The sequence below is a fragment of the Bacillus sp. UNC437CL72CviS29 genome, assembly GCF_000482345.1.
Lineage (GTDB): Bacteria > Bacillota > Bacilli > Bacillales > Bacillaceae_G > Bacillus_A > Bacillus_A arachidis.
Genome location: NZ_AXVB01000012.1, coordinates 117,207 through 141,221, shown reverse-complemented (window position 1 = coordinate 141,221; position 24,015 = coordinate 117,207). Strand labels below are relative to the sequence as shown.

Sequence of the window (24,015 nt, the reverse complement as noted above, 5' to 3'; positions counted from 1 at the left end):
GAGAAAAAGACAGTCTTTGATATTTCTTACGATTAGTCAATCATTATTTTTAGATTTTTAATCAATTGAATATCGCATATATTAAATTTAATGCAAACTAAATACCCCTAATATGTATTCATTTTTTTACTAGGGGGAATAAATATAGTATGATGAATGAGACTATGATTTCAGGCGGTTAACCGATAATCATAGTGTATATTATGTGTAATAAGGTAGAAGAGAAGCTTCAATAACTTATTTACACATGCGATTGACGCAACTTTATGACATTTGTTATAAGGTTGCGTTTTTAATTTATCATAATACTCAACAATGTGGTTCTGTCCGTAACGACGTAGTTTTATCATGTTCTGGATAATGAGAAAAAGAAGCTTACGCAGATGCTTATTTCCACGTTTATTGATCTTATCTTTGAAAAAAGTTTTTCCTGATTGAAAACGGCGTATATCAATACCTGCAAATGCATTAAGTTGTTTGTTATTCTTGAAGCGAGTAATATCACCGATTTCAGCTAACAAGCGTATAGCCGTATTGGGACCTATTCCCGGAAAACTAAGAATAATTGGATATTCTGTGCGACTTTCAGCTAATCGTACCATCTTCGTGATACACTGTTCTTTTTGATGAAGGAGCTCCTGATAGCGTTTCGCGTACGATTTGAGTTGTTCACATAAAACGTCATCCTGACGTACGGCTGGATAAGAATACCTGGCAGCTTCAAGTACTTCCATAGCCTTCTTTTCTGCTATACGGATTGAGATGTTTTTATTGGTATTCTTACGAATCTGATTCTTCATGACCGTTTTAGAAAGATTTTGAACAAAGTCTGGGTGAGGGAATAATTGAACAAAGTTTAGAAATAAATCTGACTTAGTTATGAAAATCTGTTCCAATTCCGGAAATGTCAATTGAATGACTTTATGCATTCGGCTACGAATCAAAGATAATTCGTCATCCAGTTCATTATAGAACCTTGAGAGTGATTTTAATTGATAAAATAAGTTATCTGTGCCTGTCTTTTCCCTCCGGGAAGCCGTGAAATGTGTGAGAGCTAATTGATGCGCGTCGCTTCTATCGGTTTTATGAATCCGTAAGGAGTCACATTGTAATTTCGCTTCTAAAGGGTTCAACAGAAAGTATTCAAACTTGTTATCTTGCATAAAACGCTCTAGTTGTCTCGAATAGACACCAGTTGCTTCGAACACAATGTGAGGTGATTTCTTATTTTCATTCATAAGTTGATCTATTCGTTTTCGTAGTTCTTCAAAATCAGGCTTAGAATGATTGATTTCACTTTCAAAAATACATTGTTTTTGAGCATTATAAATAACCATATAACTTTTTCCCATACTAACATCAAACGCAATTACATGTTGCATATTTTTCCTCCTTATGTAGAATTGAAGTCCTCATCTTACTCTTATCGATTCCCATTTCTTATACACGATCTCAAGGATCCACATACTAAACTGATTCAAATAAGGTAAGTGAAGAAGGTCTGTTTTGGGTACGGATTTAAAATCCCAATATCAAAGCGACCTACTCTTCACTTCTACTATAAAAAAATAGTAGTGTAAACCAATGCATTGGTTTACACTACTAATCTTAGTATGTTTTGGGTGTTATTTATGAGTATACCACTTCTACTCATCAGGTAGCATAGTAAAAAAATTAAAACCCGTCAGGGTTTATTTGATATGCCTACTTTTATAAAATCTATAAAAGATAATAAAAAACTATATGGAAAGACCGCATTTTGTATAAAAATATACCTTAAGTTGATGGATGTGGGGTAGCACCACATTGCTATCAAGCTAAGAATTACAAATACCCCCAAAACGAAAAAATTGACATCTCCAGATGAAAATGTACAAACTTTTTGTTTTTGGGACACTTCAAGATACAACAAAAACAAATTACTAAAACTGCAACAAGGTTTCTAGCCAAAATAATCTTTAGTGCAAAGAATTCATAGTTTTTATCCCAAATAAATGTAACATCTTATAATTTTCACGTTTTTTCAGTTAAACATATAATGTGTTATTCAGTTTATAGTAATATATTCTTTACTTTTTGTAAAAAATATATTACTATCGAGTTGAGATAACTGTGTAATAGAAGAGAGGAATGACATGCTCGAAAATAATATAGCGGTAGGAAGAGCTGAAAAAAGATGGACGCAACAACAATTAGCAGATGCAGTTGGTGTCAGTCGACAAACTATAGTAGCTTTAGAAAAAAATAAATATAACCCTTCTTTGATTTTAGCTTTCAAAATTGCTAATTCGCTTGAGAAAGAAATAACTGATGTATTTAAATATGAGGAGGATGAATGATGGTTAATATTGCTACGATTGTAATTTGTGTGTTGGTAGTATTAGTGTTCATTGCAGAAATTTACAAAATTACGTTTGAACGTCGGATGGAGTCACAAGATGAGAGAGGACAAATGTTCATCTTTAAAATTAAGTCACTATCTTATACTGTTCTAACGGTTGGTATATTAATTGGAGTAGCATTAATAGCAATATTTAAGTTAATAGATAAGGAATATTTTATTTATTATGTAATGCTTGTGTTTTTTATTCAAAGTATAGCATCATCCATTTATTTGGCTATGGTTCGGAAAGTATAAAAACGGTTTACTAGATATAGGAATTACGTCCCATCGCTATCGAGCAAACTGTACACAAATATTAAAGTTGTTAAAAAAATAATAAAGTCCTTTAAAAATTAAAATAGTTATTTAAAAAGATGGTATGAATTGGAATTTCACACCATCTTTTTATTTGTATGCTATATAATGAAAAGAAAGAATATTTCGATATTATGTTCGTAAAAAAGGGCTGTATGCAGGAGGAGTTAATCAAATGTTAGGGTTACCCCATAGCGAAGTTTTTTTAGTTCCTTGGACTGAGGAATGGGAAATCGAATTTTCAAAAGAGAAACAATTGATTGAAAAACAAATTGGAGAATACATTTTGGCAATACACCATATTGGAAGTACTTCTATTCCACACTTGAGTGCAAAACCTATTATTGATATTGCGATTGAATTAAAGAATTTTGAAAATGGTGTGAAATGTATTGCTAAGTTAGAACAGTTAAATTATAGGTATAGAAAAGATGTATTACCTGAAAGATATTATTTTAATAAGGGAGAGCCGAGAACACATCAAATTCATATGTATGAAAAGGGTAATAAATATTTAATTAAACAATTGTGTTTTAGAGATTACTTAAAAAATAATAAAACTTCTCGGATTGAGTATGAACAGTTAAAGATTCAACTTTCACAGGCTAATCCCAATGATAAACATAAATATGCAGATGATAAAACAAACTTTGTTAAATCTATATTGGCTAAAATAAATAATTAAAAAAGGAGGCTATGTGTAACTATTCGCCTTCCGAAATTAAACAACTTTAATATTCTTAAAAAATCGTAAAGCGAAAGAAAAGCTAACCTTTTAAACATTTTTAGTAACCATCTATCAGCGTACAGATAAATGGTTACTTTATTTTTAAGAATATAATTAAACGACTTTATTATCTCTATACATAATAGATTTATTTTTCTCTAAATTCTGTTTATCATAAAAATAACAACTTTTTAATGAGAGGTGTCAAATTTGGAAACAAATATTTATTTTATTCGACATGCACATTCACAATCATCTAAATAATATACAACAAATATTTCCCGATCTTCATCTATTTCTGATGCACATCTTTTTAATGGCCTGCCCTGTAGAGAAGGATTAAAAATTAAAAGATGAGGTAGTAAGTCAGAAGTACTTTCTTTCTCAAGAACATGAAGCACCTCTCTTTGCGATGGGTCATCTTCATATTTTCGGTATTCAACACATCTAAAGTTATATTTCTTTGATTGAGTTAGGTAAGTTGTTTCTTCCTCCAACTTTTTAAGTTTAATTCTCACTACATCATCAACCCAAGAACCTATATTCTCGTAAACTACACCATTACTTACAATGTAATCAGTTATTAATCTCGCAGATAGCTCTTCATTTTTTAAGTTTTTACGTGAAAATAAAACTTCTTTCGTTTCAGTAATATATTCGATGGTATTCATTTTTGCATCAGCCTCCTTCACTTAGTTTAAAATTAGCTTATACTATAAATAAGACAGATTTTGTCATATTTATTGAAAAAGGTGATTAAATGTCTAAGACTAAACGTATCATTAGAATCATGCTGGCATTAAACAATAATAATTCCATTACTGCAAAGGAACTTGCTAAATCCGAAGGAGTCTCAGAGAGAACAATCCTCCGAGACATACAGGAGCTAAGTGAAATTTACTTTCCAGTCTATTCAGAAAGAGGTAGAAATGGAGGGTTTAGTACAATGAAAAATAAAATGATCCCTCCTATTTGGTTTAGTGAGGATGAAATAATAGCTTTATTTTTTGCAATAGATGCCATGCAATATGTTGGCTCCACTCCTTTTTCTTCTTCATATGAAGTAATTTTAAATAAACTGTTCAATATGATTCCTCAGGTAACTTCCGATAACAAGAATTATTTGAACACAAAAGTCCCCCAGTTAAAGAATCTGGAGGACTTTTAATAGTCTTCTAAATACATTGAATCCCGATAATTAGAGCTTATGTAAACTGGGTATGTATAGTGTATTCACTTAAAAAAAACATTACCTAGCCCAAAATAAAGAAAATTTAATTATAAGAATAACTTGATAGAAAAACATGATATGATAAAAATAGTCCAAAAATTATAAATTTAAAGATGGTTAACGGTGAGAGAGGCTTTCTTTATGACAAACAGAAGGTCTTTTATCGGTAATGATTTTAAGGGAATAACACCTAATTAACTATAAGTGGTAGAGGTATTCTCTAAATTCGAAAGGGGAAAATTTATGATTAAAACCGCTGTGAAACTTGTAGAATTAAATGCAGAAAACTGGTATGAATGTTGTGAATTAGAGTTATCCGATGGACAAGCAGAATATATTGAACCAAATGCTATTTCAATAGCTCAATCAAAATTCGAACCAACTTTAAAACCTTATGCAATTTATTGTGAAGAAAAAGTGGTAGGATTTTTAATGTTTAATTCTGAAATGGAAGAACTTGATGGGTATTGGGTATATAGAATAATGATTGATAAGAAATTCCAAGGTAATGGTATAGGGAAAGCAGCAACTAATTTAATGATTGAAGAAATGACTAAATTACCAAATGCAAAAAAAATAGTAGTAGGTTATCATCCTGAAAATAAAGGAGCTCATTATTTGTATTCGAGTTTAGGTTTTGTTGATAATGGTGACAGGTTTGGTAAAGAAATGGCAGTTATAAGATATATAAATGACTAAGAAATCAATATAAAAAAGAAAAATTCAGAGTCACATATAGGGAAGGGTTTGCTTTTACTTCTGATATCGGGACTTACGTTAATTAAACAAACAAAGAGGTCTCAATAGACCTCTTTGTTTTATTCATCACTCAATAGTATTTGCAATTTGGACTAAGACTTTTGATGAAGCTTTATCTAATCCTCTACTATCAATGATTAGCATATATTGCCAACCATTCCTTTCAAATGTAAGAGTATCAAGACTTGAACTTTCCCTTATATGAAATAATATTGCTTTCGATTTATCCTTCAGTGTATATACACCCTTAGTCAGTTCTTGTTTAATTGGAATTGTATACTCTAAAGGGCGGATTCTTATCATATAATGTTTCGTACCCGTATGCTCATTTATATACTCAATTTCAAAACTGTCATTTACACTATATTCATTGTTATTACAATGTCCAAATTGATGAGTAAATTCTACTGATGGTAGCCTTGTCGGTAATGTAATGCCTCGTTGAAATAATTTTTCGCATTCAGTTATTGCTTCTCCGACAGATTTATAACCAATCTTATACCAAAACTTTTCAACAGAATGCTGTTCTTGAGCTTTAGCAGGAGTATTAATAACACTGATAATTAAAGCAAAAAGTATTGATATCAATATTATATGTCTTTTACTCACTAATGGGTTCTCCTTAAAAATACTTGCAATATACTGTATTGTTTATCATACCCTTTAATCTCAATATCATTTTTCACTTCCGATAACACTGATTATGTGAAAAGAGAGTAGTCCGTAATCATGTTAATAATGTAATGCAAAAACTAAGAGTCAAAGGATTTCACAAACAGTTATCATGTTTCTTCGTATAGCGTAATTTCAATTATAATGATTAGGCCAACTTTGTAGAAAAAGTTGGCTGTTTTTTCTACTGTCTTTCGTTTTATCCCGATATTTTAGGACAGTAAAACTCCCATCTCAAAATTTAGCGAAGGCTAAGAAGTTAGGTGGGAGATGAAGAAAAACCCCACTGATTAAAGTTTTACTTTATACCAATGACAGTAATGTTTAGAGACGGAGGGGGGATTATGCTGCGAATGCATAGTTAATTTACTATAAGCACTACACCGAGCCGGATACTTTCGGATTTAACAACATTGCAAAATCAACCATGTATTTTCAAAGTTTCTTTGCAATAAATCCTCTTTTTTGATCCAGAAATACAATAGACCAGTGTCTCCCCAATCCATTTCAGACTCATCGTTCGTATCAAGTTGTAACAGTAACATCCAATCTTGAGGACTACCGGATAAACGCTTTATTTCTTTCTCTGAAGGGTATCCATTTCCTAAAGAGATTCCGTTTGTAACAAGATGACACTCTTCAGCCATTTCTTCTGATTGTATAGCTTGTGCGGAGCCGAGTAAATGATGCAATCCATCGATATACAATTCTTCTATTTCTTTATAAAGATCCCATTCATCATCATGTGATAAACCTGTTTCACCGACTTTTTCTTTTGCTAATGTCCACGTTTCTTGAAATGAAATGATTGAAGGAGGGAACACTTCTGTTTGAAGTTCTCGTCGTTTTAGCTTTTCTATATTTTCCGTGTACATAACGCGGTGTCTTCCGGTATCCCTTGGATCAAATCCCCACGGTTGTTCTTCTGCGTCATAAAAGAAATACAACATGCCTTTTGTAGGTAGTGGGTTTCCTCTGTGATAGGATTGTACTTCTTCTAAATTCAGTTGCCCAATAAAGTGTAGCGGTATGTCGTTATATGTTGGAATCTTTAATTCATCAGGTAAATCTGGAAAACCTCCTAATTTTGACGTTCCGATTGCTATTTGCTCATCAGATCCTTTACGTAGATGAATTTGAATTGCTCGGTCAAGAGAATTTAAAATATGCTTTTCTAGATGAATGGCATTATACTTTTTGAGCGCATTTTGTAGAGTTTGTTTCATTATGTATCACCTCATTCTTATTGTACAACAATTTGGTAATGTTTTCTGAATAAGTAAGAAAATAGTGAAAATTATGTTAAAATATCATTAGCATGGAAAAAGGAGGAATATTTTATGACAAAAGATCGTCTTGCCCAAGTAGATTTAACGAAAAAAATGGAATCAAAATCAAAGTATAATAAGAAACTTGAGAAGTATCAAAGGCGCTTATTAGCGCTACAGCAAATTTTACAAAAAGAAAAAATAGCTGTTATCATGGCCATGGAAGGTTGGGATGCAGCCGGAAAAGGGGGAGCGATTAAACGAATTACTGAGCATCTTGATCCGCGTGGATTCCAAGTAAATCCAATTGGTGCGCCTGCTCCTCATGAACAACGTTACCACTATTTGCAACGCTTTTGGCGGAAAATTCCCCAGTATGGTCAAATTACTATTTTTGATCGCTCTTGGTACGGTCGTGTATTGGTTGAGCGTGTAGAGGGTTTTGCTACAAAAGAAGAATGGACGAGAGCATACGATGAAATCAATGATTTTGAAAAATTATTAACGGATGATCATTACATAGTAGCAAAATTCTTCTATCATATTAGTAAAGATGAACAACTGGCACGATTTAAGGATCGTGAGAAAAATCCTCTGAAGAGATGGAAAATTACAGATGAAGATTGGCGCAATCGTGAAAAGTGGGATGAATATGTCCGGGCAATGGAAGAAATGTTTGAGAAAACAGATAAACCGAATGCAAGCTGGAATATTATCGCTAGTAACGATAAATTATATGCACGTGTGAAAACATTGAAAGTGATCATTTCATTAATTGAAAATTATTTTATAGAGCATGGGATCGAATTACCATCATACTATCATGAAATGAAAAAGGAAATGCAAGAGGAAAGCGAACAAGTACAAAATTAAATTATGTCCTCTTCACCATAAGAAGTGTACGCAAAAAATGAAGAATATAATCGGAAATTGATGATTTTGTTTATGCCCATAAGTGAAGTTTATTCTTGTGAAAACTACATAATTATGCTAAGATTTATGTAACTTTTAATGAACGGAGGGGTCTCCTTTGATTTTAATCAGATTACGTCTCAATACTTTGTGCCAATAATTGAATAGCGCTCAAAGGCTCTGTCTGTGTACAGAGTGAACGGGATTGGTCTGCCTATTTTAAAGGAACCCTTTATTGAACAGATATGTGAAAAGAGGGAGGGACGAATACGCCCTCTTTTTGTTTTGCCTTTATAAATAGAATGATGTGATATATGTGTATGCTTCCTTGAATACGTATATCATTTGGGACTTATTGACCATGTAGCAATTTGAAAGCAATGCTTTCTTTTGTTTATTTGGTGTACTCTCATCCGTTTGCAAAAAGCACAGGCAGTGACCTGTGCTTTTTATTTTACGTAATCGAAATGGAGGAATTAATGTATGGAAGAACTAGTGCAAAAAGCGATATTAGTTGGAGTAAATTTAAATAATGAAAGTGATTTTGAATATTCGATGGAGGAGTTAACAAATCTTACGGAAGCGTGTGATGTGGAAGTTGTAGGGCGAGTTACACAAAATTTGCACCGCGTGAATCCATCACATTATATTGGAAAAGGGAAAATTGAAGAAGTTTCTACTTTTGTGAAGGAAGCAGATGCGAACATGGTGATCTTTAATGATGAACTATCACCTTCGCAAATTCGAAATTTAGAAGCTGATTTAGATTGTAAAGTCATTGATCGTACAATTTTAATTTTAGATATTTTTGCGCAGCGTGCGAAGACAAAAGAAGCACAGTTGCAAGTTGAAGTAGCACACCTGCAATATATGATGCCACGTTTAATCGGTCTTCGTGAATCTTTAGGAAGACAGAGCGGCGGCGTTGGTACGAAAAACAAAGGTGTCGGTGAGAAGAAATTAGAATTAGACCGTCGTAAAATTGAGGAACAGATTGCAGCGTTAAATAAAGAGTTAGAAGCGCTTGTCGCACAGCGCCAAACGCAGCGCAAACAACGTAAGAAAAATGAAATTCCTGTTGTTTCCTTAGTAGGATATACAAATGCGGGTAAGTCAACGATAATGAATACGATGCTGGAGATCTTTAACGGTTCTACCGAGAAACAAGTATTTGAAAAGGATATGTTATTTGCGACGCTGGAAACGTCAGTGCGAAATATTGAACTTCCAGATAATAAATCATTTTTATTAACAGATACAGTTGGGTTTGTAAGTAAATTACCGCACCACCTTGTGAAAGCATTCCGTTCTACATTAGAAGAAGTAGCGGAGGCAGATTTATTGATTCATGTAGTGGATTATGCAAATCCAAATTATGAACAATTGATTGAGATTACAAACCAAACTTTAAAACAAATTGGTGTTGAAAATATTCCAACGATCTATGCGTATAACAAATCAGATATGATGGATGTTGAAATCCCGAAAACTCAGGAGGATCGAGTGTATCTATCTGCAAAACAACAAATTGGGATTGAGGAACTTGTAGAAATGATTCGTTCGCACATATACAAAGAGTATATAAAGTGTGAGATGTTAATTCCGTATGATCAAGGGAAAATGGTCTCTTATTTCAATGATTATGCACATGTTATATCTACGAGTTATGAAAATGAAGGTACGAAAATTTCACTTGAATGTAAGACAAGTGATTTTGAAAAATATAAACATTTTGTCATTTAAAATGAAAAAGACATTGATTTTATTTGGAATTTTTAGTTATACTAAAAATAGCATGAATGAAATGAAAAGAACGGAAGGGTGACCCAATTACATGAAGTACTAATCCTATTTACGAAAGCAAACAATTGAAGGTTTTTTAGCATACGATAACGCTGTTATTTGTGATGCCTTCAATTTGCGTTTTTCAGAATAGGATGGGACTTCTATAGTTGGATCTAAAAGGGATAGTCTCTTTTGGTATGCACCTATAAATGATTGATGCCTCCTATTCTGAATGGATATAGGGGGCATTTTTTGTCTCCTACATTTGATAAAAGGAGATGTTACTATGTTTTTATTAGAAGCTAATTGTATAAAGTATTATGTAAAGGATCGTTTATTATTAGATATAGATCAACTACAAATTCAGCAAAATGCTCGAATTGGGTTAGTAGGTAGAAATGGAAGCGGGAAAACAACGTTATTTCAAATGTTAGCTGGGGAAATTTCTCCAGAAGAAGGAAATGTTATTCAACGTACTAAATGTGAACTTTTACCGCAACTTAAACGGACGGATACAACGAAAAGTGGTGGTGAAGTGACGCAAGAATATATTCAAAAGGTTTTTGTGAAAGACCCAGAACTTTTACTAGCAGATGAGCCGACAACAAATTTAGATACAGAACATATCGAATGGTTGGAGAAGAAATTGAAAAAGTGGCAAGGTGCATTTGTTGTTATTTCACATGACCGTGCGTTTTTAGATGCTCTTTGTACAACTATATGGGAATTGAATGAAGGAAAGATAAAAGAGTATACAGGCAACTATAGTGATTATGTAAAACAAAAAGAAATAGAGCTTCATCAAGAACAATTAGCTTATGAAACATATGAAAAAAAGAAAAAGCAGCTAGAAGAAGCAATGAAACTAAAAGAGAAAAAAGCTGAAAGAGCAACAAAAACGCCAAAAAAAGTAAGTAAATCCGAAGCGAGAATTACAGGAGCAAAGCCATACTTTGCCAAAAAGCAAAAGAAGCTACAAAAAACAGCATCGGCCATTGAAACGAGGTTAGAAAAGCTTGAAAAGGTAGAAAAAATAAAAGAAATTCCACCGCTTAAGATGAACCTGCCGAATGCGGAAACGTTTAAAAATCGGATTATTCTTCGAGTAAAAGATGTAACAGGGAAAGTTGGTGAGCGTGTACTTTGGAGCAAAACGAGTTTTCATATTCGAGGTGGGGATAAATTAGCGATTATCGGCTCAAATGGAAGTGGGAAAACGACACTTGTAAAAATAATTATGAATCAAGAGTATGGCATTAGACTTTCACCAGCTATGAAAATTGGTTATTTTAGTCAAAATTTAAACATATTAGATACGGAAAAATCAATTATCGAAAATGTCCAGTCTTCTTCCAAGCAGGATGAAACACTGATCCGAACGGTTCTTGCGAGAATGCATTTTTTCAGAGATGATGTTTATAAGCCTGTAAGGGTTTTAAGTGGCGGTGAACGAGTGAAAGTAGCGCTGACGAAGTTATTTTTAAGTGATATTAATACTTTAGTGTTAGATGAACCGACGAACTTTCTCGATATGGAAGCTGTTGAAGCGTTAGAGTCTCTTCTAAAAGAGTACGAAGGAAGTGTAATCTTTGTCTCACATGATCGCCGGTTTATTGAAAATATTGCTACACGAATTTTAGCAATTCATGATCAAGAGATTAAGTTATTTGATGGAACGTATCAGCAATATAAACTCAATCAAGTGGAAAAGACGCGAGATACGAAAGAAGATCAGCTTCTTTTACTTGAAACAAAAATATCGGAAGTACTAAGTCGCTTAAGTATTGAACCATCTGAAGATTTAGAAATAGAATTTCAAAAACTTTTAAAAGAAAAAAGAGAATTATAATTAAATTTTATTTAGAAAATAAAAAGTACATTACGACTAATGGAGTGATGTACTTTTTTTTCTGAGCTAGATGTTGTTTCTTGTTTTTGCCACTATGCAGATAAAAATACTAATAATGTGAGTGAGGGTGCAACAATTTCTTTTGTCTTTTCTTCATAGTTTTCATGCTTTGCCTTCATTTCTGTCTAAGTATAAAAGAAGAAAAAATCGCTATAATTAAAACTGGTAATTCTTATATAAATATAATAGAGTAAATAATTTATATAAAATCGAAGTTGTGTTACTGGAAAAAGAGATAAAACCATTATACAATAGGAAATGTTTCAAAAATCAGAAATTAGTACAGTAAGTGTACGGTTTATAGGTTGTATTTTCTGTTTTTAGGGAAGGAGAGAGTGAACTATGCAGGCAGTGTCAAAGGAAAATACAGTGGATTCACCGACGATTTATCGTATTTTATTTGCGATTAGTTTCGGCCATTTTTTAAATGACTCGATGCAGGCTGTTGTACCAGCGCTATTTCCTATTCTGGAAAAGTCGATGAATCTATCTTATATGCAAGTAGGGTGGATTGCATTTGCATTAAATATGACGTCATCGATTATGCAACCTGTATTTGGGATGTATTCAGATAAGAAGCCGTCGCCATTTCTCCTGCCACTTGGTATGTTTTCAAGTATGCTTGGGATGATTGGACTTGCGTTCGCGCCAAACTTTATTATCGTTATTATTTCTGTTTTATTTATTGGGTTAGGATCAGCGGTCTTTCATCCAGAGGGAGCACGGGTTGCTTATATGGCAGCAGGTACAAAGCGTGGTTTGGCGCAATCGATTTATCAAGTAGGAGGAAATACAGGGAATTCTCTTGCACCCATTTTTACAGCGTTAATTTTTGTTCCGTTTGGGCAAATTGGATCACTGGGATTCACAGCTTTTGCAGCAGTAGGTATTGTGCTATTAATTTTTGTTTCAAAATGGTACAAAAATGAGTTAGTAAATGGTGCGGTGCGAAGAAAGAAACGAGCTGCACTTGATGCTGAGAATGCAATTGTAAGTACGCATATTAAATTTGTAATCATTCTTCTTGTTTTCTTAACCTTTGTTCGTTCTTGGTATGGAGCTGGCATCGGGAATTTCTATCAATTCTATTTAATAGAGCATTACGGTTTGTCTATTAAAAATGCGCAGTACTTTGTATTTGCATTTATGATTGCTGGGGTGCTTGGTACATTCTTTGGTGGGCCTTTGGCCGATCGATTTGGTAAGAAAAATATTATCGTATTTTCAATGCTAGGTTCTGCACCGCTCGCACTTTTATTACCATATGTTTCTCTCGCATGGGTTGTACCGTTATTTTTATGTATTGGTTTTATTAGTTCTAGTAGCTTTAGTGTTATCGTTGTATATGCACAAGAACTTGTCCCGGGAAAAGTTGGAATGGTGTCAGGTTTAATTGTAGGTCTTGCGTTTGGCCTTGGAGCGTTAGGGGCTGTTGTTCTCGGGAAGTTAGCAGACGTGTATAGTCTGCAATTTATTATGGTATTATGTAGTTGTTTACCGTTAATTGGTCTTACGTCATGGTTATTGCCAAGTGATCGAAAATCACGATAGAATAGGGGATGCGCTATGAAACTATGTCATAATGTTACAGAATTAATTGGAGATACACCAGTCGTACGATTATCACGATTTGTTCCAGAAGATGCAGCTGATGTATATGTGAAATTAGAAATGTTTAATCCGTCTCGTAGTGTGAAAGACCGCGCTGCGTACAATTTAATTCATATGGCGGAAGAACAAGGTCACATTAAGCCAGGTGATACGATCATTGAACCAACTAGTGGGAATACAGGAATTGGTTTAGCAATGAACGCAGCTGCGAAAGGATATAAAGCCATTTTAATTATGCCAGATAATATGTCAAAAGAACGGATTAATTTACTTAAAGCATATGGAGCTGAAGTTGTTTTGACGCCAGCAGAGCAAAGAATGCCAGGAGCAATTGCAAAAGCGATAGAATTACAAAAAGAAATACCAAATAGTTTTATTCCACAGCAATTTGAAAACCCAGCAAATCCCAATATCCATCGTTATACAACAGCTCTTGAAATTTATGAGCAAATGGATGGAGAGTTAGATGCTTTTGTAGCAACTGCGGGAACAGGTGGAACGATTACAGGAACAGGAGAAACTTTGAAAGAGAAACTACCAAATATATATATTGCAGTAGTTGAACCAAAAGGATCTCCCGTTTTATCCGGGGGTGTGCCCGGGCCTCATAAGTTAGTAGGAACAAGCCCAGGGTTTATTCCTAAAAATTTAAATACAGAAGTGTATGATGAAATTATTCAAATTGCAGATGAAGAAGCGTTAAGTACAATGCGAAATTTAGCAAGACAAGAAGGCCTATTAGTAGGTCCATCTTCAGGAGCTTCCGTGTATGCTGCAATCATGATAGCGAAACGATTAGGTGCGGGTAAGAAAGTATTATGTATTGCACCTGATACGGGTGAGCGGTATTTAAGTATGGGATTATTTGAATAAGATATATTCAGAGAGTATGCATGGTGTATACTCTTTTTTTATTATAAAAGGTAAATTAAGGTTTAATATAGAAATGAATGAATATAAGCAAAGGAGAAGGAAGTAGTTTTAGGGAGGAAATAGAATGCAGTTAATAGATAAAGCAATAGAAATGACAGCAATTTATAAGCAAAATCTGAAAATAGAGGCAATTATTTTGGCAGGATCTGTAGCAAGGAAGTTACAGGATGAACATTCAGATATTGAATTACATATTTTATGGTCTGCATCGCCAGCGGATGAAGATCGTCAAAAACCTATTAAAAGCATTGGTGGAACTATTTTGTCATATCATCCTTATGAAGAGGAAGAATGGTCAGAAACATATTTGACGACAGAAGGGATTAAGCTAGAAATTAGCAACTTTTTAACAACGACAGTTGAAAAGTTTATTTCTGATGTAGTAGATAAATATGAGACAGATTATGAGAAACAATGCATCGTATCATCGATTCATGATGGTGTGAGTTTATACGGAGAAATGAAAGTAAATCAGCTAAAGGATAGAGTTGCAGAATATCCAGAGGAACTAGCGAAACGAATGATTATGGAAAATCTTTGGTTAAGTAATCGCTGGCATAATCGCGAGGCACTTTTGGCACGAAAAGATTGGCTTATGCTTTATGATATCATTTGTGAAGTGCAAAGAGATTTATTTGGTGTTTTATTTGGCTTAAATAAACTGTATGTGCATCATCCAGCTTTTAAGTGGATGTCTTATAATATTGAACGCATGAAAGTGAGACCTGAAAATTTGTATGAGCGTTTAACGGATACGTTATTAGGAAATCCCGAATATAGTGTGAAAGAATTAGAATTGCTAATTCAGGAAGTGTTACATTTGGTTCATACATATACTCCAGAACTAAATATTGATGAACAACAAAAACTTATTCAGTATGTAAAGTAGAAAAAGAAGAGATGTAACGATAAGTGAAGTTACATCTCTTCTTTTTTATTTTATTAATTTTCCTAGCACAGGTAAACGCTGAATACGATCACCGAGAATGTGTGAAGCCAGACCACTTTTTAATACGAAAGTAAGATAAACCAATCCTCCAACTGCGCCGCAGATGATAACGATGAGTAATGATTCGATATAAGGTTGTCCAGGGATTAGCCATCCGACAATCGCCTTTAATCCCATTACAACAGCAGACATTGCTGCTGAATAAATTGTAATAAGGAATACTGTTTTAGCTGTTTCTGCAATATCAAACTTTGCAAATTTGACAATGTAATATAGCATCATGATATCAGAAACGAGATATCCAAGAATCGTTCCAAGTACTGCTCCATGTCCACCTAATAAGTATATAAGTGGTGTGTTCGCGATGATTTTTACAAGAATACCAATGGAGAAAGCAATCATTGTTTTTCTCTGATAATCAATTCCTTGTAAAATAGCTGCTGAAACTGTGAAAATGGCACTTAATACGGCTGATGGTGCATAAGAGATTAAATATTGTGATCCGCCTAAAGCTGTATCAGGGCTCATATATACCATGCGGAATGAATCGTATGCAATGCTGGCGAGTCCAAAGGCAGCAGGGATTGTAAAGAATAATAACAATTGGAAAATTTTTGTGATCTGTTCTTGTAGTTCATCAAGTTTTCCACTTGTAAATGATTTTGTAATTGCTGGAATAATCGTAAGGGAAAATCCAGTTGCAAGTGAAGCGGGAATCATAATTAATTTTTGAGCATAGTTCGTTATATAAGCAAATATCGCATTTGCTGTTTCAAGCGGTGTTCCGATTGCCCTTAATGCATCGGCTACAGTATATTGATCCACTAATGTATAAAGCGGTATAGCAATCCCTACAAAAACAATTGGGATTGCATAACGAAGTAGCTCCATATAAATGCTTCTTAACGAAATGTTTGAAGCTCGTGTTTTTAATTCGCCCGCAGGTGGTTTTAAGTGATTATATTTTTTCCAATACATAATTAAAATCGAAATACTAGCAATTGCTCCGATAACCGCTCCAAATGTAGCGACTGCAACAGAAGAAGCTACAGAACCGCCTAGTAATTTTGAAACGATAAAACTACCTACTAAAATGAAAACGACACGTGCAATTTGTTCTACAACTTGAGAAACAGCACTTGGTTTCATATGTTGAAATCCTTGGAAATATCCACGTGTGACACTCATTGCTGGAACAAGAATGAGCGCAAAGCTTAATGCTCGCATTGTAAGTGTTACATCAGCGATAAACTCCGGATCTGGTGTTTTGGAACGAATAATAAACTGAGATACGTAAGGAGCTCCGATAAATAAGATTAAAAATCCGGCGAACCCCATGAGTATCATCAGTTTTATACTGGAGTTATACAGTTTTTTACTTGTGTTATAGTCACCTAATGCATTATATTTAGCCACAAATTTCGATACGGCAATCGGAATGCCAGCCGTTGAAAAACTAAGTAAGATACCATACCAAGAATATGCATATGCGTATAGGGCAACCCCTTGTTCACCAACTAATAGTTGAAAGGGGAAGAAGTATATAAAGCCTAAAATACGCGAAATCATTGTGGCACCACTTAGTAAAGCAGTTCCTTTTAAAACTTTTGAAGTAGACAAAGTTTCTCCTCCTACTCATGCTGCGTTACAATCATCTTATACTACTATAAACCTGTCGGTATATTTAATAAAGGATAAACCATAAGTGTTACAATAGTATTCATCGAAAAGTCATATTTTGAATTTTTATTATGAAAAAATAGGAATCTGATACATAAATATTCAAAAAATTAGTTGACACTATTTTTAATGTATGATAAAAATGGTAGTAATCAATTCGGAAAATAATATTTGAGCAATGAAAGGGTAAAGTAATGGAAATCTCCCTATATCAGAGAGCTGATGGTTGGTGTGAATCAGTATATAGATTATTCATGAAGTTCGTCCTGGAGCATCTTTCATAAATCTCACGTTGTGAAGAAATGAAAGACGGTAGTGTATACCGTTATCAAATAAAGTGGTGAAGAATTTTTCACAACTAGGGTGGTACCGCGATATATATCGTCCCTACGTTTTTACGTAGGGGCGTTTTTTATTTAGGGATTATTCTTGTTGTATCTTCATAACTAGGGTGGTACCGCGATATTTTATCGTCCCTACGTTTTCGTAGGGGCGTTTTTTTATTTTTGAAAGGAAGTGGTTGTATTAGAAAGGAAACAGGCTAGAACAATACGAGTAAGGACGAAATGTATGAAAGAATAGAAGAGAGAGGAGATAAAAATATGAATTCACAGCAATGGACATCGAAATTAGGTTTCGTTTTAGCTGCAGCAGGATCAGCGATTGGACTTGGAGCAATTTGGAAGTTCCCATATATGGCCGGTATTGGAGGAGGCGGTGCGTTCTTCCTTATTTTCATCGGTTTTACTTTACTGATTGGTTTACCTTTATTATTAGCAGAATTTGTAATTGGAAGAAGTACACAAAAAGAGGCTGTGGATGCATATAGAGAAATCGCTCCTAAAACGTTATGGCAATGGCTTGGTAAATTAGGGATTGTAACATGTTTCATATTACTTTCTTTCTACAGTGTTGTTGGAGGTTGGATTTTATTATATTTATGGAATGCAGTTACAGGTAGATTGTGGGAAGGGAATGGTGCATACGAAGCAACATTTGGTGAAATCATTTCCAATCCGTATTTAGCAGTTGGCTCACAGCTATTATTTATTCTTATTACTATTTTTATCGTAAGTAAAGGCGTCCAAAACGGTGTTGAAAAAGTAAATAAATATTTTATGCCAGCACTATTTATTTTATTTTTCGTGTTAATTGTTCGTGCACTTACATTAGATGGAGCAGGAGAAGGTGTTCGCTTCTTCTTACAACCGGACTTCTCGCATGTAACATCTGAAATTGTTTTATATGCGATGGGACAATCATTCTTCTCTTTATCTGTCGGGGTAGCAGTAATGGTAACTTATAGTTCCTATTTACCAAAAGAAGAAAGTCTGCCGCGTTCAGCATTTTCTATTGTTGGTTTAACACTTGTTATTACATTGCTTGCTGGACTTGCGATTTTCCCAGTTGTATTCGCATTTGGAATGGAACCATCTCAAGGCCCAGGATTATTATTTATTGTACTACCAGCTATTTTCAGTAAAATGGCATTCGGAAAACTATTTTTCATTGTTTTCTTATTACTATTTTTCTTTGCCACTATAACATCAGCAATTTCTATGTTAGAAATTAGCGTTGCCTCGTTAACAACAAAAGGTAAAGGGAAACGTGAAAAGGTTGCATTGATTGTTGGATTATTAATTTTCGTTGTTGGGATTCCATCGGCACTATCATATGGTGTGCTAAGCGATGTGAAGCTCTTTGGAAAAACAATATTTGATTTAGCAGACTTTGCAGTAAGTAATGTACTTATGCCGCTTGGTGTTTTATTAGTTGCAATCTTTGTTCCATTAAAAATGAAGAAAGACGTATTAATGAAAGAACTTGGTGTAAGTAAAAATAAAGGATATAAACTATTTGTTTTATGGCTATGTTTACTTCGCTATGTAGCACCAATTGCTATTATTATCGTATTTTTAGATGTGATTGGAGTAATTTAAAATACAAAAGGCTCTAGCATAACATGATGCTAGGGCCTTTTCACTGTAGAATTATCTTTTTTGCAATTCGTTTACAGTTACAAATTGATAACCTTTTTTAGATAAAGAATCTAAAATACCTTCAAGTGCCTGTAAATACTTTTCAGAATCATAATGTAATAAGATGATAGAACCAGGTTTTCCATTTTTATTTACATAGTTCACTTTATCAGAGGGTGAATTGTAATACGTGTCAGGCTCAAGGTCCCAAGTAATGGTTTCAATGTGATGCTTGTTTAAATAGTAGGGCAAGCCGATTAATTTTTTTCCATTCGGTGGCGGGAAATCAATTTGATCTGTATATCCTGTTGCGCGAATGAATGTATTTGTTTTTTCAATTTCTTCTTTCATAAAAGAAGGTGTCTTAAAAATCATTCGATTATGAGAATATGTATGATTTCCAAGTTGATGTCCAGATTTTACGATTGCTCGCCCTAATTTTAAGTTTTTCTCTAGTTCAGTTCCAATAACAAAAAAAGTAGCGTTCGCATTATATTTATTTAAGAGTGGTAATGTTTTTTCTACATTTTTTGTAGGACCATCATCAAAGGTTAGTGCAACAATCTTTTGATTTGTTTCTACTCGATTTGTTAATTCACCAAATAATTGATACGTTCGTGAATTCATGAGTTTATAGGCTCCAAATAGTAAGATGAGAAGAGTGATTAGTATAATGAATGATGTAATGATTCTTTTTTTCATTTCAATTTGTATGTATTATATCAAAACAAATAAATTACTGCTTTTTTAAAAATCATGAGGATGCAAGAAAGAAAAAGTTGTCATATAATAAGAATCAAAAGGTATATTAGGAGGTGTTGATATGGTGATTACAATACAATTGCCAAATACTGCAGCGTCTCATGCAAAGCCAAGTATGGAAATGGCGATACTTTACGTGAGGTAGACAAGTAATATACAATCGCCAAAATGAGCTCGTATCATTTCTTTTATATTTGGCTTTGCACCTTATTGAAATGGATCATAAAAAATAAGGGGCGAGCAGAAATGAAATACGTAAAAGCAGCGGCTGTTTTACCAGAAAATTTAATTATAGAAATTCAAAAGTATGTGCAAGGTGAAACAATTTATATTCCAAAACAGGAAAATACACATTATAAATGGGGTACACGATCTGGAGGAAGAAAGCAACTTGATGAGCGGAATCGAGCGATTAAATATGCATTTAAAAGCGGGGTATCTATTCATCAATTAGCTGAAGAATATTTTCTTTCGAATGAAACAATTAAGAAAATAGTGTATTCTAAATAAAAATGACGTAAGCACTGATTATTTTATATGAAATAATCAGTGCTTTTTATGTAAACTTTGTTTCTAAATTATTTTCTGCATTTTATAAAATGAGTTTATTGTATAAAATAATAAGAGATCAACAATTTGTATGGAGTGATAACAATGGAAGCATTTATTAGAAGTGATCAATATAATTTTATAAAATCACAAACTCATATTCTAGTGCACGGGCATGCAACAGCAAATGATAGAGGTGTTATTACTGCCCTGAAGTCACTTGCAATAGAAAAAGTATTACATGTTTTTGAAAATCTTACTGCTGAACAAAAAGAATTAATTGATATGATTTTAACAGTTGAAAATAGAGAGGATGCAGAAGCATTTTTACTCAAGTTAACCCCATATGTCATTCCTTTTCAGGAAGTTACACCTCAAGCGTTAAAAAAGTTATTTCCTAAAGCTAAAAAACTGAAGCTCCCTGAAATGGAAGAAATAAATATGAAAGAAATGTCATATCTAGGTTGGATCGATAAAGGAACTGGTAAAAAGTTTATTATAGCGAAAAACAGAAACAAGTTTGTTGGTTTGCAAGGAACGTTCCAAAGTTTAAATAAAAAAGGCATTTGTGCATTGTGCCACGGTCATGAAGAAGTAGGAATGTTTTTAGTTGAAATAAAAGGGGATATACCAGGTACTTTTGTTAAAAAAGGAAATTATATCTGTCAAGATAGTATTGCTTGTAATCAGAATATGAAATCGCTTGATAGGTTGAATGATTTTATTGAGAGATTGAGAAAATAAATTATAGCTGGAGTGATAAATATAGAAAACAAAAAGGACGAATATCTTTCGTCCTTTTTATGCGTTATGTCATGATTTATTCAATTTTGCATAGATAAAAAAGTACGGAGAGAAAGTAATGAATCACTTTTTAAATGGCACAATTTTTGCATTGTAATAAAAGAAAAAGGTATTTAAAGTAAGTTTCTTTTAAATGTAAAAATCATGTTTAAAAGGGGAAATGAGAAATGAAATATCCACTAACGCCAGATGTAAAACCAGAGTTTTGTACGACAGGTACATTTATGAGATTGCCATCAAGTAATGAAAAAGCAAAAGTTGCAATTTTAGGAATGCCGTTTGATACGGCTGCTTCCTTTCGCGTCGGTGCGCGTTTTGCTCCGCAAGCCATTCGTCAAGCATCTATGACACTATTTCCATATCATCCAATTCACCATGTATATCCGTTCGATGACACAAATGCGATTGATATTGGTGATGTGTCTGTTATTCCGCATAATATTCATCGCAGCTATGATATAATTGAAGAAGCTGTTTTTGGTTTAATGAATCAAGGAATTATTCCAATCGGACTTGGTGGAGATCATTCAGTTACATTAGCAAGTCTTCGTGCAGCAGCTAAAGTTCATGGACCGGTAGCAATGATTCATTTCGACTCTCATACTGATACATGGGATACATATTATGAGGAAAAATATTGGCACGGTTCGCCGTTTATACGTGCACATGAGGAAGGGCTATTACAACCAGATAAAGTATTTCAAATTGGAATTCGAGGAACATTGAATCATCCTGGTGATATAGAAGCTAGTAGCGACTTGGGATATAACGTCATTACAACAGCGGAATTATGTAATCGTGGTTTTGAGAGCGTTCTTAAGCAAATGAGGGAAACGATTGGCGATACACCGTGTTTCTTAACATTTGATATTGATTTTGTAGATCCATCTTGTGCGCCTGGTACAGGTACGTTAGAGGTGGGGGGATTTAACAGCCGTGAGACATTAAATATGGTGCGCTCATTAAGTGGGTTTAATTATATTGGTTTCGATTTAGTAGAAGTATTACCGCCATATGATCAATCGCAAATTACGTCGCTTTTAGCTGCGACACTTGTGCATGATTTTGCTAGTTTAATTGCGTTGCAGTTGAAAAATGAAGGGAATAAGTAAGGAGTTAATTATTATACTGAAATACAAAAAGGCCGATGAAACCATTTTTCATCGGCCTTAAAGATGTCATTTATTATTTCTGTTGCCAATTTTCCTTAATAAAATCTTCACGACCAGATTCTTTACGCTCCTGAGCATATTTCTCAGGATTTTTTTTATAAAAATGTTGATGGTATTCTTCCGCTTCGTAAAAAGGAGCGGGTGGACGAATTTCTGTTACAATTGGGTCTTTAAACATACCACTTTTAGCTAGCGCGTGCTTTGATTTTTCAGCTAGCTCTTTTTGATTTTCATTATGATAAAAAATTGCTGTGCGATAGGATGGACCGCGGTCAAAAAATTGTCCGCCGTCATCGGTTGGATCAATTTGTGGCCAATATAAATCTAGCAATTTTTGATAAGGAAAAATAGAAGGATCGAATGTAATTTGAACAACTTCTAAATGTCCAGATGTTCCAGCTTTTACTTGTTCGTATGTTGGATTTTCGATATGACCACCAGCATAGCCTGAAACAACTTTTTGAATACCTGGAAGCTCGTCAAATGGTTTTACCATGCACCAAAAACAGCCACCTGCAAAGGTTGCGAGTTCGTATGTTTTTTCTGTCATTGCTGTAATCCTCCTAAATAGATATGTTTTATCTAGTATTATATAAATTGTTTTATTCCGCAATGAAAAAGATTTGCAAATATGTGTTTTTATAAGCAAGAGCCGCCACTCACATCGATCAATTGACCGGTAACCCAACGGTTGTCAGGGAAGCGAGAAATGTAGCCGTATCTGCAATGGCCTCTATTGCACCTTGCTCACTTCTTAGATTACGTAAAGAAAGTTAAAGGGATCGTAGACAGTGAGAACATGTTTGGTAAAGGTAAATACATATGATTCGTCTAACATTAACTCTCGGTGTCAGCAACCGGATAACTACTTAAGGCTGAAAAAGAATTTGCTAATTTTTTCGCAAAATGTAATGGGGGCTCCACTGATTGGAGATGAATGTACATGATTAATGGACTCGTATATAACCAATGGTTGTGTAAAGCACTAACAATAATTCCCTGTTGCACAATTGCGCGCATAAATGAAGGGATTTCTTCTTGTAAAACAGCAATTTCTCCTAAATTTAAAGCATTTCCACTTTGATCCAAAGATTCAAAACTTACTCCTACAGGTATTACATTGCCACTGAGCTTTCCCTGAACAAGCACATTAAAATTGCGACGTAAAGATACCGAACAACCATTTTGATTTATTTTACTTTTTCCTTTAAGAATTGTAGCAAATTGTCCGCAAAGACTATTTAAATCATTCATGGATTTACTCCCCTTTATCGTACAAAATGATTTGTCTTATATTCTCGTATAGTTCATGCGCTAGGCTCATGCAGATTTTTTTAAACTTCTTTGAGCTTCAAAGAGGCGGTGTTGATCCATATGTACAAATTAACTCATATGATTACTTATGCCTCCTTGCTCTAACACATTAAAAATAGGACGAATCAAGGAATTGTACTTTAATAATTAAATACAATTCCTCTTCTACAGCAAAGAAAAACAGGTCACAATGTGTGAATTCTTAAAAATTTATGACCTATTAATTTCAGAAAAAGTGGGAAATGAACATGAAACATATTTTCGTCAATTCAAAAAAGTTTCAGCTTGAATAGGTATTAGT

Annotated in this window: 23 protein-coding genes, 1 pseudogene and 1 other annotated feature; of the genes and pseudogenes, 15 read left to right on the top strand and 9 right to left on the bottom strand. The window is 33.9% G+C overall.

All coding sequences use genetic code 11. From position 1 onward, the window contains the following. Positions 1 to 170 precede the first annotated feature (170 nt). Positions 171 to 1,382: an IS110 family transposase gene (locus tag M014_RS0112610; RefSeq protein ID WP_026591128.1), complete on the bottom strand. Its 1,212-nt coding sequence runs from the start codon at positions 1,380 to 1,382 to the stop codon at positions 171 to 173. A gap of 753 nt (positions 1,383 to 2,135) precedes the next feature. Here M014_RS0112610 and M014_RS0112605 point away from each other — a divergent pair. The 3 genes from M014_RS0112605 to M014_RS0112595 all read left to right on the top strand — a co-directional run bounded on the left by M014_RS0112605 (position 2,136) and on the right by M014_RS0112595 (position 3,383). Beyond that, a complete protein-coding gene (locus M014_RS0112605; protein ID WP_026592059.1) occupies positions 2,136 to 2,339 on the top strand; it encodes a helix-turn-helix transcriptional regulator in 204 nt (67 codons plus the stop codon). After that, positions 2,339 to 2,638, top strand: a complete 300-nt coding sequence (locus tag M014_RS0112600) for a hypothetical protein (RefSeq protein WP_026592058.1) — start codon at positions 2,339 to 2,341, stop codon at positions 2,636 to 2,638. The genes M014_RS0112605 and M014_RS0112600 overlap by 1 nt, the downstream gene beginning before the upstream one ends. A gap of 235 nt (positions 2,639 to 2,873) precedes the next feature. Further along, a complete protein-coding gene (locus M014_RS0112595; RefSeq protein ID WP_026592057.1) occupies positions 2,874 to 3,383 on the top strand; it encodes a GrpB family protein in 510 nt (169 codons plus the stop codon). 266 nt (positions 3,384 to 3,649) lie between these two features. Here the strand turns inward: M014_RS0112595 and M014_RS0112590 are convergent, their stop codons facing one another. Next, positions 3,650 to 4,096: a hypothetical protein gene (locus M014_RS0112590; protein ID WP_026592056.1), complete on the bottom strand. Its 447-nt coding sequence runs from the start codon at positions 4,094 to 4,096 to the stop codon at positions 3,650 to 3,652. A gap of 89 nt (positions 4,097 to 4,185) precedes the next feature. Between M014_RS0112590 and M014_RS0112585 the strand changes: the two genes are divergently transcribed. Continuing rightward, a complete protein-coding gene (locus M014_RS0112585; protein WP_026592055.1) occupies positions 4,186 to 4,593 on the top strand; it encodes a helix-turn-helix transcriptional regulator in 408 nt (135 codons plus the stop codon). 306 nt (positions 4,594 to 4,899) lie between these two features. Beyond that, the gene (locus M014_RS0112580; protein ID WP_000597922.1) at positions 4,900 to 5,355 is read left to right on the top strand and encodes a GNAT family N-acetyltransferase; all 456 of its coding nucleotides are present in this window, start codon (positions 4,900 to 4,902) and stop codon (positions 5,353 to 5,355) included. A 126-nt stretch (positions 5,356 to 5,481) separates the two neighbouring features. Here M014_RS0112580 and M014_RS0112575 read toward each other — a convergent pair whose 3' ends face one another. Together M014_RS0112575 and M014_RS0112570 are read right to left on the bottom strand one after the other, a co-directional pair. Further along, positions 5,482 to 6,024: a hypothetical protein gene (locus M014_RS0112575; protein ID WP_026592054.1), complete on the bottom strand. Its 543-nt coding sequence runs from the start codon at positions 6,022 to 6,024 to the stop codon at positions 5,482 to 5,484. Positions 6,025 to 6,491: 467 nt separating this feature from the next. Next, the gene (locus tag M014_RS0112570; protein WP_026592053.1) at positions 6,492 to 7,313 is read right to left on the bottom strand and encodes a YwqG family protein; all 822 of its coding nucleotides are present in this window, start codon (positions 7,311 to 7,313) and stop codon (positions 6,492 to 6,494) included. A gap of 114 nt (positions 7,314 to 7,427) precedes the next feature. Here M014_RS0112570 and M014_RS0112565 point away from each other — a divergent pair, with 114 nt between their 5' ends. From M014_RS0112565 to M014_RS0112535, 6 genes are all read left to right on the top strand, one after another. Further along, a complete protein-coding gene (locus tag M014_RS0112565; protein ID WP_026592052.1) occupies positions 7,428 to 8,228 on the top strand; it encodes a polyphosphate kinase 2 family protein in 801 nt (266 codons plus the stop codon). Between the two features lie 522 nt (positions 8,229 to 8,750). Further along, positions 8,751 to 10,010 (top strand): GTPase HflX, encoded by a 1,260-nt coding sequence (hflX, locus tag M014_RS0112560; RefSeq protein WP_026592051.1) that lies wholly within the window; start codon positions 8,751 to 8,753, stop codon positions 10,008 to 10,010. Positions 10,011 to 10,338: 328 nt separating this feature from the next. Continuing rightward, complete coding sequence (locus M014_RS0112550; RefSeq protein WP_026592049.1) at positions 10,339 to 11,901, top strand: Vga family ABC-F type ribosomal protection protein; 1,563 nt, start codon at positions 10,339 to 10,341, stop codon at positions 11,899 to 11,901. Positions 11,902 to 12,303: 402 nt separating this feature from the next. Further along, on the top strand, positions 12,304 to 13,512 hold the full coding sequence (locus M014_RS0112545) for an MFS transporter (RefSeq protein WP_026592048.1): 1,209 nt from the start codon (positions 12,304 to 12,306) through the stop codon (positions 13,510 to 13,512). A gap of 15 nt (positions 13,513 to 13,527) precedes the next feature. After that, positions 13,528 to 14,445: a cysteine synthase A gene (gene cysK / locus M014_RS0112540; protein ID WP_026592047.1), complete on the top strand. Its 918-nt coding sequence runs from the start codon at positions 13,528 to 13,530 to the stop codon at positions 14,443 to 14,445. 124 nt (positions 14,446 to 14,569) lie between these two features. After that, positions 14,570 to 15,394 (top strand): DUF4037 domain-containing protein, encoded by an 825-nt coding sequence (locus M014_RS0112535; protein ID WP_026592046.1) that lies wholly within the window; start codon positions 14,570 to 14,572, stop codon positions 15,392 to 15,394. Positions 15,395 to 15,439: 45 nt separating this feature from the next. On the opposite strand, the gene M014_RS0112530 is transcribed toward M014_RS0112535, so the two are convergent. Then, a complete protein-coding gene (locus M014_RS0112530; protein ID WP_026592045.1) occupies positions 15,440 to 17,074 on the bottom strand; it encodes a putative polysaccharide biosynthesis protein in 1,635 nt (544 codons plus the stop codon). Between the two features lie 229 nt (positions 17,075 to 17,303). Then, positions 17,304 to 17,526: a binding site (T-box leader), on the top strand. Positions 17,527 to 17,736: 210 nt separating this feature from the next. On the opposite strand from M014_RS0112530, the gene M014_RS0112525 reads away from it, so the two are divergent. After that, positions 17,737 to 19,074, top strand: coding sequence for a sodium-dependent transporter (locus M014_RS0112525; protein ID WP_026592044.1), 1,338 nt, complete (start codon positions 17,737 to 17,739; stop codon positions 19,072 to 19,074). 51 nt (positions 19,075 to 19,125) lie between these two features. Here M014_RS0112525 and M014_RS0112520 read toward each other — a convergent pair whose 3' ends face one another. Then, on the bottom strand, positions 19,126 to 19,815 hold the full coding sequence (locus tag M014_RS0112520) for a polysaccharide deacetylase family protein (RefSeq protein ID WP_026592043.1): 690 nt from the start codon (positions 19,813 to 19,815) through the stop codon (positions 19,126 to 19,128). 306 nt (positions 19,816 to 20,121) lie between these two features. Here M014_RS0112520 and M014_RS0112510 point away from each other — a divergent pair, with 306 nt between their 5' ends. From M014_RS0112510 to speB, 3 genes are all read left to right on the top strand, one after another. Continuing rightward, positions 20,122 to 20,385: a CD3324 family protein gene (locus M014_RS0112510; RefSeq protein ID WP_026592042.1), complete on the top strand. Its 264-nt coding sequence runs from the start codon at positions 20,122 to 20,124 to the stop codon at positions 20,383 to 20,385. 144 nt (positions 20,386 to 20,529) lie between these two features. Continuing rightward, entirely contained in the window at positions 20,530 to 21,168 is a 639-nt protein-coding gene (locus tag M014_RS0112505; RefSeq protein WP_026592041.1) for a FusB/FusC family EF-G-binding protein, read from the top strand. Positions 21,169 to 21,395: 227 nt separating this feature from the next. Beyond that, positions 21,396 to 22,340, top strand: coding sequence for an agmatinase (gene speB, locus M014_RS0112500; RefSeq protein WP_026592040.1), 945 nt, complete (start codon positions 21,396 to 21,398; stop codon positions 22,338 to 22,340). A gap of 73 nt (positions 22,341 to 22,413) precedes the next feature. On the opposite strand, the gene msrA is transcribed toward speB, so the two are convergent. The 3 genes and pseudogenes from msrA to M014_RS0112490 all read right to left on the bottom strand — a co-directional run bounded on the left by msrA (position 22,414) and on the right by M014_RS0112490 (position 23,654). After that, positions 22,414 to 22,950, bottom strand: coding sequence for a peptide-methionine (S)-S-oxide reductase MsrA (gene msrA, locus M014_RS0112495; protein ID WP_026592039.1), 537 nt, complete (start codon positions 22,948 to 22,950; stop codon positions 22,414 to 22,416). Positions 22,951 to 23,039: 89 nt separating this feature from the next. Next, positions 23,040 to 23,143, bottom strand: a pseudogene (locus M014_RS29180) (SDR family oxidoreductase); the annotation flags it as partial. 94 nt (positions 23,144 to 23,237) lie between these two features. Next, entirely contained in the window at positions 23,238 to 23,654 is a 417-nt protein-coding gene (locus M014_RS0112490; protein WP_026592038.1) for a DUF1259 domain-containing protein, read from the bottom strand. Positions 23,655 to 24,015: the final 361 nt, after the last annotated feature.